General features: G+C 66.8%; 10 protein-coding genes. 6 read left to right on the forward strand and 4 right to left on the reverse strand.

Going from position 1 to position 11,967, the window contains the following annotated elements; genetic code table 11:
• Nucleotides 1-1,310 (forward strand): beta-(1-6) glucans synthase (locus tag KGM94_RS18045; protein ID WP_300262233.1); only part of this gene is annotated, 1,310 nt, incomplete at its 5' end.
• Here KGM94_RS18045 and KGM94_RS18050 read toward each other — a convergent pair.
• Both KGM94_RS18050 and KGM94_RS18055 read right to left on the reverse strand, forming a co-directional pair.
• On the reverse strand, nt 1,270-1,650 hold the full coding sequence (locus KGM94_RS18050) for a hypothetical protein (RefSeq protein WP_300262236.1): 381 nt from the start codon (nt 1,648-1,650) through the stop codon (nt 1,270-1,272). The two genes, KGM94_RS18045 and KGM94_RS18050, sit on opposite strands and share 41 nt — an antisense overlap.
• Before the next feature lie 92 nt (nt 1,651-1,742).
• Nucleotides 1,743-3,011: a hypothetical protein gene (locus tag KGM94_RS18055; RefSeq protein ID WP_300262239.1), complete on the reverse strand. Its 1,269-nt coding sequence runs from the start codon at nt 3,009-3,011 to the stop codon at nt 1,743-1,745.
• Nucleotides 3,012-3,196: 185 nt separating this feature from the next.
• Here KGM94_RS18055 and glmU point away from each other — a divergent pair, with 185 nt between their 5' ends.
• On the forward strand, nt 3,197-4,552 hold the full coding sequence (gene glmU, locus KGM94_RS18060) for a bifunctional UDP-N-acetylglucosamine diphosphorylase/glucosamine-1-phosphate N-acetyltransferase GlmU (protein WP_300262243.1): 1,356 nt from the start codon (nt 3,197-3,199) through the stop codon (nt 4,550-4,552).
• Nucleotides 4,553-4,556: 4 nt separating this feature from the next.
• Here glmU and KGM94_RS18065 read toward each other — a convergent pair whose 3' ends face one another.
• Nucleotides 4,557-4,775, reverse strand: coding sequence for a hypothetical protein (locus KGM94_RS18065; protein ID WP_300262246.1), 219 nt, complete (start codon nt 4,773-4,775; stop codon nt 4,557-4,559).
• Between the two features lie 229 nt (nt 4,776-5,004).
• Between KGM94_RS18065 and glmS the strand changes: the two genes are divergently transcribed.
• The 4 genes from glmS to KGM94_RS18085 all read left to right on the forward strand — a co-directional run bounded on the left by glmS (nt 5,005) and on the right by KGM94_RS18085 (nt 9,936).
• The gene (glmS, locus tag KGM94_RS18070) at nt 5,005-6,831 is read left to right on the forward strand and encodes a glutamine--fructose-6-phosphate transaminase (isomerizing) (protein ID WP_300262249.1); all 1,827 of its coding nucleotides are present in this window, start codon (nt 5,005-5,007) and stop codon (nt 6,829-6,831) included.
• Between the two features lie 89 nt (nt 6,832-6,920).
• On the forward strand, nt 6,921-7,694 hold the full coding sequence (locus KGM94_RS18075) for a DUF502 domain-containing protein (RefSeq protein WP_300262252.1): 774 nt from the start codon (nt 6,921-6,923) through the stop codon (nt 7,692-7,694).
• Nucleotides 7,695-7,804: 110 nt separating this feature from the next.
• Nucleotides 7,805-8,662 (forward strand): NAD(P)-dependent oxidoreductase, encoded by an 858-nt coding sequence (locus KGM94_RS18080; RefSeq protein WP_300262254.1) that lies wholly within the window; start codon nt 7,805-7,807, stop codon nt 8,660-8,662.
• 185 nt (nt 8,663-8,847) lie between these two features.
• Entirely contained in the window at nt 8,848-9,936 is a 1,089-nt protein-coding gene (locus KGM94_RS18085) for a substrate-binding domain-containing protein (RefSeq protein WP_300262257.1), read from the forward strand.
• Nucleotides 9,937-9,945: 9 nt separating this feature from the next.
• On the opposite strand, the gene recG is transcribed toward KGM94_RS18085, so the two are convergent.
• A partial coding sequence (gene recG / locus KGM94_RS18090) for an ATP-dependent DNA helicase RecG (RefSeq protein WP_300262260.1) occupies nt 9,946-11,967 on the reverse strand: 2,022 nt, incomplete at its 5' end.

The following is an 11,967-nucleotide window of genomic DNA, read 5'->3' on the forward strand; positions in this document are numbered from 1 at the left end:
TGAAGGTGATCCAGGGGATCTGGCTCGGTAGCAACCGCAGCAAGAATTTCAGCCAGGTCGCAACGGCCGTCCAGCTCACCAAGGATTTCCCGGACACCATCACCGCGCTCGTCGTCGGCAACGAGGTGCTGCTGCGCGGGGAGATGACGACCTCCGACCTCACCGCCATCATCCGCTCGGTGAAGGCGCAGGTGAAGGTCCCCGTCACCTATGCGGACGTCTGGGAATACTGGCTGAAGAATCGCGAGGTCTACGACGCCGTCGATTTCATCACCATTCACATCCTGCCCTACTGGGAGGACTTTCCGATCAAGGCGAAATTTGCCGCCTCGCATGTCAACGCGATCCGTCAGCGCATGGCGGTGGCGTTTGCCGGCAAGGAGATCTTGATCGGAGAGACGGGCTGGCCGAGCGAAGGCCGCATGCGCGAGGGCGCGCTGCCGTCGCGCACCAACCAGGCGCGGGTCGTTGCCGAGATCCTCAATCTCGCCAAGGAGCAGAATTTTCGCGTCAACCTGATCGAGGCCTACGACCAGCCGTGGAAGCGCCAGCTCGAGGGCACGGTCGGCGGCTATTGGGGTTTCATCGATTCGGTCCGCCGCGCGCTGAAATATCCGCCGGGCCAGCCGATCGGCAATTTCCCGTACTGGAAATGGTACATGGGCGCCGGCATGGGGCTGAGCGTGCTGGTGTTCGCGGTGGCGGGCCTGACGCTGCGGCGCAGGCCCTGGACGCCGCGCTTCTCGGCCTGGCTCGGCGTCGGCATCGCGGCGACGACGGCCGGCTGCCTCTTCGGGATCGGCGCCGACAAGATGTACTATGAGAGCTACGGCGCGGGCGGCTGGCTGCAATGGGGCGCGCTGCTGCTGGCCGGCATTCTCTCGCCGATCCTGTGCTCGCAGGCGCTGGTGTCGGGCCGGGGACTGCCGACCTTCCTGGAGATACTGGGGCCGCGCGACTGGCGGAAATGGTCAAAGCTCTCCGTCGCGCTCGGCCTGACGCTTGCCGTCACCGCGGTGATCGCCGCGGAGACCGCGCTCGGCTTCGTGTTCGATCCGCGCTATCGCGATTTCCCCTACGCGTCGCTGACGATGGCCGTGGTGCCGTTCGCGACGCTGCTGCAGAACCGGCCGCAAGCCGGCGTGCGCCCGATCGCCGAGGCGCTGTTCGCCGGCCTGCTGACGCTCTCGGCGACCTATACCTTCGTCAACGAGGGCCGCGACAACTGGCAGTCGCTGTGGACCTGCACGATGTATCTCGTGCTCGCGGTCACGCTGTGGCGGGCGCGGGCCGAGCAAAGCCCAGAATGAGCAGCGCGATCGCGACCCCCGACAGCGCGATGTTGTAGAGCACGATGCCGAGACCCGCGGCGATCACGCCGCCGGTCAAGAGCACGATCGAGGGCCGCATCAGGTTGAGCATCGCGATCACGAGCGCGACGATGCCGAACACCATGTGCTTGAACAACGAGGTCGAGACCGCGCGCGCCTTGCAGATCACGGTCTGCAGGCCGGCGTCGCAGGCGAGCGACACCTGCGAGAACTCGATGGCGAGATAGCGCAGATACAGGGCGCAGCCGACGGTCGTGAAGCCGACCACGAGCAGGAACTGGACCTGGTAGGGCGTCAGGCGGAAGGGCTTTTTCTTCATGGGGCCAATATGGTCGGGAAGAGGGGCGTCGGCAACCGCTTCAATTGGCTTGAGGACGTATCCTCAAGGCATTGATAGGTAGCCTGTTTTGTCTATCGTCGGCTGAAGAAGGACGACAGCGTCGATGACGACGTCTCCGGCTTCGCCGGTGCCGGCTGCTGGGCCGGCTCGTCGCGCGAGGTCCGTCGCGAATGGCCGCGCCGGTGCTGCGGCTTGTCCGGCTTGGCGGCGGCGGCCGGTGTCTCCGCCTTCGGGGCCGCCTGCTTCATCGAGAGATGTTGTCCGTCGAACACGGCGGTCTCACAGGTGCGGTCGTTCTCGGCCAACGCGGCGCAAATCTTGGCGGCGGCGGCCGCGTTCACCAGCGGTCCCGCGCCGAGCCGAAGCTGCATGCCGGCCCCCGTGTTGTTTTCCTTGATCATGATGATCGGCCGCAGCGCGGCGAGTTCGGGACTGGCTTTGATCAGGCCGCGCCAGAGCGCCCGCAGGCCGCCGATCGAACTGGCGCCGCCGAGATCGACCGCGAAGCGGGTTTGCTGAACCGTGATCGCAGGCGCCGGCGTCTCGCCCTCCGCGGTCTCCGGCTGAGTGGCGGGAGCCGCCGTGGCGACCTCCGTCGGCGGCGAGACGGAGTCGGCCGCGGGCTTTGCGGACGTCTCCGGCTCAATCAGTTTCGCGGCCGCGGGATCCGGCGGGGCCATGATCGATTTCGAGGCGACCAGCGGAACTGCCGGCAGCGCGACCGGCGTTGCGGCGGCAGCCGGTGTGGACGCCGCCGCCTGCGGCGGCTGGCCGGGCGCGTCCTTGTCCTTCTTGTCCCTGGCGGCCTCGGCGGGCGGCTTGTCGCCCGTGGTCGGCTGTGTCGAGGCGACCGGCGCCACGCTGGGCGGATTCGACTGCGGCGCGGGCGCGGCGGTGGCGGACGGTTCCGCCATGGCCGGCTTGGCCGGGGAGGGCTGGGGCGGCGAGGCTGCCTGCCTGGCGATGGCCCCCGTGACGGAATCGAGCCCCTGTTCCAGCACCGTGACCCGCGCATAGAGTCGGTCGCGGTCGCTGTTCAGCGTCTCGATCGCCGACGCCAGCCTGCGCGCCTCGTTCTGGCTCTCCCGGGTCAGGACCTGCAGCTGCTCGTTCTGGCGCGCGAGGTCGGCGGCGGCGACCTGGTCGCGCCGCCAGCCGAGTTGCGCCTGATTGGCCAGCACGGCAACGACGAGCGCGCCGACGGCGGTCGCACCCCACGCTCCGAGCCGCCACATCGTGCGGCGATCGAACTCGTTCTCTTCGGCCAACAATCCGGACAGAAGTCCGCCTGATTCCTTGGTCTCGAAGGCGCCGGCCAGCGGGTCGAAATCCTTTGCCATGAACGACGTGCCCAGCCCTGTCGGCCTCCCCCGAATCAACCAGGGAACATTAACAGGAAAAGCGTCCCGCACTTGAATTCCGGGTGTTTGCGGGGCAGGCAAAACGCCTCTATGACGGCTCCTGGCAACACCGGTGTCGCCAGGGTGGATTCGCCGCCAGCGCAGGGGACTTTCAAGGGACTTTGATGACCGCTCGTTCCAGCCTCACCATCGTGCTCGCGGCCGGCGAAGGCACGCGCATGCAGTCGAGCCTGCCCAAGGTGCTGCATCCCGTCGCCGGCCAGTCGCTGCTCGCCCATGTGCTCGGGGCCGCGCCGAAGGGCGGCGGCACCGCGCTCGCGGTCGTGATCGGACCCGATCATCAGGCGGTCGCCGACGAGGCGAAACGGATCCGGCCCGACGCGCTCAGCTTCGTGCAGCGCGACCGGCTCGGCACCGCGCATGCGGTGCTGGCCGCGCGCGAGGCGATCTTGCGCGGTGCGGATGACCTGCTGGTCGCGTTCGGCGACACGCCGTTGATTTCGGCGGCGACGTTCGCGCGGCTGCGCGCGCCGTTGCGGGAGGGCGCAGCGCTTGCGGTACTCGGCTTCCGCGCGGCCGATCCGACCGGCTACGGCCGGCTCGTGGTCGAGGGCGACCGGCTGGTCGCGATCCGGGAACAGGCCGACGCCAGCGCGGCGGAGAAGAAGATCGCGCTGTGCAATGCCGGCGTCATGGCAATGGACGGTCGCAGGGCGCTCGCCATCCTGGACAAGATCGGCAACGCTAATTCCAAGGGCGAGTATTATCTGACGGACGCGGTCGGCATCGTCCGCGAACAGGGATGGGAGGCCGTGGTGATCGAGACCGGCGAGGACGAAGTGCGCGGCATCAACACCAAGGCGCAACTCGCGGAAGCCGAAGCCGTGCTGCAGGCGCGGCTGCGCAAGGCCGCGCTCGAGGCCGGCGTCGCGCTGATCGCGCCCGACACCGTCTATCTCGCCGCCGACACCTCGTTCGGCAAGGACGTGACGATCGAGCCCTTCGTGGTGATCGGGCCCGGCGTGTCGATCGCCGACGGGGCGGTGATCCATTCCTTCTCGCACATCGTGCAGACGGCGATCGGAAGGAATGCCTCCGTCGGTCCCTATGCGCGGTTGCGGCCGGGCACCTCGCTCGGCGACGGCGCGCGGATCGGCAATTTCGTGGAGACCAAGGCCGCGACGCTGGAGGCCGGCGTCAAGGTCAACCACCTCTCCTACATCGGTGATGCGACCGTCGGCGCCAATTCCAACATCGGCGCGGGCACCATCACCTGCAACTATGACGGTTTCAGCAAGCACAAGACCACGATCGGGAAGGGCGCCTTCGTCGGCACCAATTCATCGCTGGTAGCGCCGGTGAAGATCGGCGACGGCGCCTATATCGGCTCCGGTTCGGTGATCACCCGCGACGTACCCGACGATGCGATGGCGCTGGAACGCAGCCAGCAGACCATCCGCGAAGGGGGAGCGGCGCGCTATCGCGAGATGAAGACGCGCGACAAGAAGCCGAAGGGCTGAGCGGCTACTCTTCCTCGTCGGCGAATTCGGCGAAGATCGCACGCGTCAGGCGCCAGCCGCGCGGGTTGGCGCGCTTTGCAGGTTCGCCCGGCCGGTGCTTGACGAACACCGGCTTGCTCTCCTTGCCGCGCTGGGGCGGTGGCCAGTGCGCCAGATGCGTACCGGTGTCGTCCTGATGCACGTACATCGAGGATAGACCCTTGCGGTCGGATGAGCCTTTCATGGCCGTGTCTCCATGCGCGGAATCGTTGGCCAAATCTGTTGACACCGCGTTAACCGGCAGGGTTAAAGGCGCTGCAATCCGGTGCGCATATCGTCGCGTTAAGCCTGCCGCTACTTAAGGCTGTCGCAATCCGCAATAATTATTGAGTATCTCAATTCCTGCGGACTTCGTTAAAAACCGCGCGCGTCGTTTTGAAGATTTTTCGACGATTTGGGGGATATTGATCCGCATGTGCGGGATTGTCGGCATTCTCGGGCGCACGCCTGTTGCGGAACAACTGGTGGATTCGCTCAAGCGGCTCGAATATCGCGGCTACGATTCCGCGGGCGTCGCCACGCTCGAAGGCGATCATCTCGAACGCCGCCGCGCCGAAGGCAAGCTGAAGAACCTGGAGGCGCGGCTGCGCGCCGAACCGCTTCAGGGCACGACCGGCATCGGCCACACCCGCTGGGCCACCCACGGCAAGCCGACCGAGCACAATGCGCATCCGCATGCGACGGAGAACGTCGCCGTCGTCCACAACGGCATCATCGAGAATTTTCGCGAGCTGCGCGAGCGGCTCGAGAAGGAGGGCGCCCGCTTCGCCAGCGAGACCGACACCGAGGTCGTCGCCCATCTCGTCAACTCCTACCTGCTCAAGGGCTGTTCGCCGCAGGACGCGGTGAAGGCCTCGCTGCCGCAACTGCGCGGCGCCTTTGCGCTGGGCTTCGTGTTCAAGGGCCATGGCGATCTTCTGATCGGCGCGCGCAAGGGGTCGCCGCTCGCGATCGGCTACGGCGACGGCGAGATGTATCTCGGCTCGGACGCCATCGCGCTCGCGCCGTTCACCGACACCATCAGCTATCTCGAGGACGGCGACTGGGCCGTATTGTCCCGCGAGCGCGGCGTGATCCACGACGCGAGCGGCGCCGTGGTCAATCGCGAGGTGCTGAAGTCGGGCGCGTCGTCCTTTCTGGTCGACAAGGCCAACTACCGCCACTTCATGGCCAAGGAGATCCACGAGCAGCCGGAAGTCGTGGGCCACACTCTGGCGCGCTACGTCGACATGGCATCCGAGCGCGTCGCGCTGCCGGTCAAGCTGCCGTTCGACTTCAACACCATCCAGCGCATCACGATCACGGCCTGCGGCACGGCGAGCTACGCCGGCTACGTCGCAAAATACTGGTTCGAGCGCCTGGCACGCGTGCCGGTCGAGGTCGATGTCGCCTCCGAATTCCGTTACCGCGAGGCGCCCCTGCGCAAGGGTGATCTCGCGATCTTCATTTCCCAGTCCGGCGAGACCGCCGACACGCTCGCAGCGCTGCGCTACGCCAAGGCCGAAGGCGTGCACACCGTCTCCGTCGTCAACGTGCCGACCTCGACGATCGCGCGCGAGAGCGAGACCGTCTTGCAGACGCTGGCCGGCCCCGAGATCGGCGTCGCCTCGACGAAAGCCTTCACCTGCCAGCTCATGGTGCTGGCGGCGCTGGCGATCGCCGCCGGCACGGCGCGCGGCGAACTGTCCGGGGACGACGAAACCAGGCTCGTGCACGGCCTTGTCGAAATCCCGCGCCTGATCTCGGCCGCGCTGGCCACCGAGCCGCAGATCGAGAAGCTCGCGCGAGAGATCGCGAAATCCCGCGACGTGCTCTATCTCGGCCGCGGCACGAGCTTCCCGCTGGCGCTGGAAGGCGCGCTGAAGCTGAAGGAGATCTCCTACATCCACGCCGAAGGCTATGCCGCCGGCGAACTCAAGCACGGGCCGATCGCGCTGATCGACGAGAACGTGCCCGTCGTGGTGATCGCACCTCATGACCGGGTGTTCGAGAAGACGGTCTCGAACATGCAGGAGGTGGCCGCCCGCGGCGGCAGCATCATCCTGATGACTGATGCCAAGGGCGCTGCCGAGGCGACGGTGGATTCCCTCGTCACCATCGTGCTGCCGGACATGGCCGCGGCCTTCACGCCGATGGTCTACGCCGTCCCGGTGCAACTGCTCGCCTATCACACGGCGGTCATCATGGGGACCGACGTCGACCAGCCGCGCAACCTCGCGAAATCGGTGACGGTCGAATAGGCGGGGCAGGACCATTGTCGGTGGCTTCCGGTCTTCCAAAATCTGCTAGAAGACCCTAGCTGAAGTGCTGCGACCGACCTGGAACTCCTATGACCGCCCGCGACGACGCGCCCCCGCCACCTGAAGATCTGCCGCCGGAGCCGCATACCGGCCTGATGGGCCGATTCCGCAATTATTTCCTGACCGGTCTCATCGTCACCGGACCCGTCGTGATCACCTTCTACCTGGTCTGGTGGTTCGTGACCTGGGTCGACGGGCTGGTGCGGCCTTTCGTCCCCGTGGCCTATCGGCCGGAGACCTATCTGCCGTTCGCCGTGCCGGGCTCGGGCCTGATCGTCGCCGTCGTCGCCCTGACGCTGCTCGGCTTCCTCGCGGCCAACCTGATCGGCCGCACACTGGTCGACATCGGCGAGACCTTCCTGGGGCGGATCCCGGCGGTGCGCGCGATCTATCGCGGATTGAAGCAGGTGTTCGAGACGCTATTCTCGGGCAAGGGCTCGAGCTTCCGCAAGGTCGGGCTGGTCGAGTTCCCGTCGCCCGGCATGTGGTCGATCGTGCTGATCTCGCAGTCTCCGAGTCCCGACGTCGCGAGGAGCCTGCCCGGACAGGAGGAGCACATTTCGGTGTTCCTGCCCTGCTCGCCGAACCCGACCACCGGCTTCTTCTTCTACGTGCCCAGGAGCAAGATCATCGAGGTCGAGATGAGCGCCGAGGATGCCGCGACGCTGATCATGTCGGCCGGCGTGGTGCAGCCGGGGATGACCGCAGACCCGAAGAAGGCCGCGGCGCTTGCCGGCATGGCCAATGCGGCCCGCATCGCCAACGCCTCGACGTTGCAGCCCGAGCCCGCCAAGGTCGAGTAGGCCGGCCGTTCTCGTTTCGGGATGGCGGGCATTCCCGCCAAAGGACCCGGCCTCTGCTATCATTTCGGTTGAGGACGGGCACGTCGCTCGGAATTCGACGGGAGTGTAAAATGTCCCCGAAAATTGCGATCCTGGCGCCCGGCGCCATGGGCAGCGCGGTGGCGCGCCGGCTCGGCGAGCATGGCGCGCACGTCCTGACATCGCTGACCGGACGGAGCGAGGATACCGCGAAACGCGCCGCGGACGCCGGCATGATCGCGGCCGAGGACTCCGAGATTGCGAGCGCCGACATCATCCTCTCGATCGTGCCGCCGGGCGAGGCCCTGGCGACCGCGGAGCGGCTTGCGGCGGCGATCGCCAGGCGCGGCACGAAGCCGGTCGTGGTCGATTGCAACGCGGTCAATGTCGAGACGGTGCGAAAGGCCGAGCGGATCATCGCGTCCGCGCAGGCGCGGTTCGTCGACGCCGGCATCATCGGCTTTCCGCCGCAGCCCGGCAACAAGGGGCCGGCCTTCTATCTGTCCGGCGAGCACGCAAAACAGGTCGCCGTGCTGAAGGAGCTCGGGCTGGACATCAGGATCATCGACGGTCCCGTCGGTGCGGCCTCGGCGCTGAAGATGTCCTACGCCGGCATCGTCAAGGGGCTTGCCGGGATCGGCTCGGCCATGGTGCTGGCGGCGACGAAATCCGGCGCGGCCGACGCCTTGCGCGACGAACTCGCGCTGAGCCAGCCGGCGATCCTGGCGCGGCTTTCGGTCGCGCTGCCGGACATGATCCCAAAAGCCTATCGCTGGATTGCGGAGATGGGCGAGATCGCGGACTTCCTCGGGCCGGACCACCCGGCCAAGCTGATCTATGAGGGCTTTGCCAGACTGTTCGAGCACATCGCCGAGGATGCCAAGGGAGAGGGCGCCGACGCGGCGCTTCTCAAAGCCTTTGCGGCGAGCGTCCCACAGAAGAAAACCTAGGCCATCGACGACCCCGGTCGATCCTCCAAGCGCCCGACTGCGGGAAATTTGTCGCGACAGCGGCGTCTCCACGCATGACTTGACACATCACTTGGGCGTCGTGATGGTCCATGAAGGGCGGGGAAGGCCCCCGCGTCAATGTTTTGCAATCGAAAATCTTTTGCAATCGAAGGAGTGAGCACATCATGAAACGCCGTACGTTCCTCAAAGGCGGCGCCCTGGCCGGCGCGACGACGCTCGTTGCAGCACCCGCGATCGCGCAAGGCGCGCCCGAGATCAAGTGGCGCCTCACCTCGAGCTTTCCGAAGTCGCTCGACACCATCTTCGGCACGGCTCAGACCTTTGCGAAATACGTCGCGGACGCCACCGACAACAAGTTTCAGATCCAGACGTTTGCGGCCGGCGAGATCGTGCCCGGCCTGCAGGCGCTGGATGCCGTAAGCTCCGCGACGGTCGAGATGGCGCAGACGCCGCTCTACTTCTACATCGGCAAGGAGCCGGCGCTCGCCTATGCCACGGGCGTGCCCTTCGGCATGAACCATCGGCATCAGGAGTCATGGTGGGCGTTCGGCGGCGGCGCCGAACTCTGCAGCGAGGCGCTGAAACCGTTCAAGACGCATGCGATCCTGTGCGGCAACTCTGGCACGCAGATGGGCGGCTGGTTCCGCAAGGAGATCAAGACGGTCGAGGATCTCAACGGCCTCAAATTCCGGATCGCGGGGCTGGGCGGACACGTGCTGGCAAGGCTCGGTATCGTGCCGCAGCAGATCGCCGGCGGCGACGTTTATGCGGCGCTCGAAAAGGGGACGATCGACGCCGCGGAATTCGTCGGCCCTTATGACGACGAAAAGCTCGGCTTCTTCAAGGTGGCGAAGTACTACTACTTCCCGGGCTGGTGGGAAGGCGGCGCCATGCTGCACATGATCGTCAATGAGGAGAAGTGGAATTCGCTGCCCAAGCAGTACCAGGCAATCCTCAACCAGGCCGGCTCGGCGGCCGGCGCCTGGATGCTCGAAAAATACGACAGCGTGAATCCGGCCGCCCTGAAGCGTCTGATCGCGGGTGGCGCGGAACTGCGCGCGTTCCCGCAGCCGGTCATGGAGGCGAGCTACAAGGCCACCCAGGACCACCTCAACGAGCTTGCGGAAAAGAGCCCGCTGTTCAAGAGGACCAGGGAGAGCCACGACGCCTACATGAAGGAAGTGCTTGCCTACACGCAGATCGCCGAGAATTATTACGACAACTACCTGCTCGGCAAAATGCGCAAGGGCTGAGGCCGCGCCTCAGCCCGCACCGATCAGCGGAATGGCCTCGTCGCGCTCGAACAGATAGAGCAGGCAGCGCAGCGCTTCGCCGCGCTCGCCCTGCAGCTTCGGATTGTCCTTCATGATCCGCAACGCCTCGTCGCGGGCCTGCGCGATGAGCTGGGCATGCACCTCGGAGCGGGCGATGCGGTAGCCGGGCAGGCCGCTCTGGCGCACGCCCAGCACGTCGCCTTCGCCGCGTAGCCTGAGGTCTTCCTCGGCGATCCGGAAGCCGTCCGTGGTCTCGCGGATCACCTTGAGCCGTGCCTTGGACATCTCGCCAAGCGGCTCCGAGTAGAGCAGGAGGCAGGTCGATGCTTCCGCGCCGCGGCCGATGCGGCCGCGCAGCTGGTGCAGCTGCGCGAGCCCGAAGCGCTCGGCATTCTCGATCACCATGATGGTGGCGGCGGGCACGTCGACGCCGACCTCGACCACGGTGGTCGCGACCAGGAGCCCGATCTCATGGGCTGCGAACTGCGCCATCACGCGGTCCTTCTCGGTGCCCTTCATCTGGCCGTGGACCAGGCCGACCTTGTCGCCGAACCGTTTTTGCAGGCTCTCGAAGCGCTTGGTCGCGTTGGTCAGATGCTCGGTACCCTCGGCTTCCGACTCCTCGACCAGCGGGCAGATCCAGTAGACGAGCTTGCCGCCGTGCAACGCGCGGCCGACACCGTCGACGACCTCCTCGATGCGACTCATCGGTACCGCGCGGGTGTCGATCGGCTGCCGTCCTGCCGGCTTCTCGCGCAGCTCGGAGATGTCCATGTCGCCGAAATAGGTCAGTACCAGCGTGCGCGGGATCGGCGTCGCGCTCAAGACCAGCACGTCGACCGCCTCGCCCTTGGAGGTCAGCGCCAGCCGCTCGCGCACGCCGAAGCGATGCTGCTCGTCGACGACCGCCAACGCCAGCGCCTTGAAGACGACGTCGTCCTGGATCAAAGCATGGGTGCCGACCAGCAGGTCGATCTCGCCCGCGGCGAGACGCGCGAGAAGATCGCGCCGCTCCTTGCCCTTTTCGCGACCGGTGAGGATGGCAGCGCGCAGGCCAGCACGTTCGGCGAGCGGGGCGATGGTCTTGATGTGCTGGCGCGCGAGAATTTCCGTCGGCGCCATCAGCGCAGCCTGCTTGCCGACCTCGGCGACGGCCGCGGCCGCCAACAGCGCCACCACGGTCTTGCCGGAGCCGACGTCGCCCTGCAGCAGGCGCAGCATGCGCACGGGCTGCCGGAGATCGTCGGCGATCGCCGCGGCCGCACTGCGTTGCGACGGCGTCAGCGCATAGGGCAGGGCGTCGATGATCCGGTTGCGCAGGTGTCCGTCACCGGCATTGCGCACGCCGGCCGGCCGGCGCAATTGCGCGCGGATCAGCGCCAGCGCCAGCTGCCCGGCGAGGAGTTCGTCGAAGGCGAGGCGCGACCAGAAGTGCTGGTCGGGCAGGATGTCCGTGAGCTCCACGGGCTGGTGCACGCGATGCAGTGCGTCCGCGATCCGCGGGAAGTGGCAGCGGCGCAGCACCTCCGGGCTGATCCATTCCGGCAGCGCCGGCAGCTTGAGGAGGGCTTGTGAAATAGCGCGGCGCAGCGAGCCGAGCGCCAGCCCTTCCGTCAGTGGATAGACCGGATCGATGCCGGAGAGTTTTGCGATCTCCTCCTCACTCAGTACGCGGTCGGGATGCACGATCTGCGGGATGCCGTCATACATCTGCAGCGTGCCGGAGACGTAGCGTCTTGCCCCCATCGGCAGCAGCTTCTCGACATAGCCGGGCTTGGCGCGGAAGAAAGTCAGCACCACGTCGCCGGTGTCGTCGCTGGCATATACGAGATAGGGGGCGCGCGCATTGCGGGGCGGCGGCGGCCGATGGCGGTCGATGGTGACCTCCAGCGTCACCACGGTCCCGGAAACAGCGTCGCGGATCTTTGGCCGCGCCCGACGGTCGATGACCTGGCTCGGCAGATGCAGCAGCAGGTCGACCAGCCGCGGGGTCTCGTCGCGGCCGAGCAG

Source organism: Bradyrhizobium sp. (assembly GCF_028868675.1).
In the GTDB taxonomy this organism is placed as follows: domain Bacteria; phylum Pseudomonadota; class Alphaproteobacteria; order Rhizobiales; family Xanthobacteraceae; genus Bradyrhizobium.

Bases quoted from the DNA above. Each gene is read 5' to 3' on its own strand.
- KGM94_RS18050 (WP_300262236.1), bottom strand. From the start codon at position 1,650: ATGAAGAAAAAGCCCTTCCGCCTGACGCCCTACCAGGTCCAGTTCCTG.
- KGM94_RS18055 (WP_300262239.1), bottom strand. From the start codon at position 3,011: ATGGCAAAGGATTTCGACCCGCTGGCCGGCGCCTTCGAGACCAAGGAA.
- glmU (WP_300262243.1), top strand. From the start codon at position 3,197: ATGACCGCTCGTTCCAGCCTCACCATCGTGCTCGCGGCCGGCGAAGGC.
- KGM94_RS18065 (WP_300262246.1), bottom strand. From the start codon at position 4,775: ATGAAAGGCTCATCCGACCGCAAGGGTCTATCCTCGATGTACGTGCAT.
- glmS (WP_300262249.1), top strand. From the start codon at position 5,005: ATGTGCGGGATTGTCGGCATTCTCGGGCGCACGCCTGTTGCGGAACAA.
- KGM94_RS18075 (WP_300262252.1), top strand. From the start codon at position 6,921: ATGACCGCCCGCGACGACGCGCCCCCGCCACCTGAAGATCTGCCGCCG.
- KGM94_RS18080 (WP_300262254.1), top strand. From the start codon at position 7,805: ATGTCCCCGAAAATTGCGATCCTGGCGCCCGGCGCCATGGGCAGCGCG.
- KGM94_RS18085 (WP_300262257.1), top strand. From the start codon at position 8,848: ATGAAACGCCGTACGTTCCTCAAAGGCGGCGCCCTGGCCGGCGCGACG.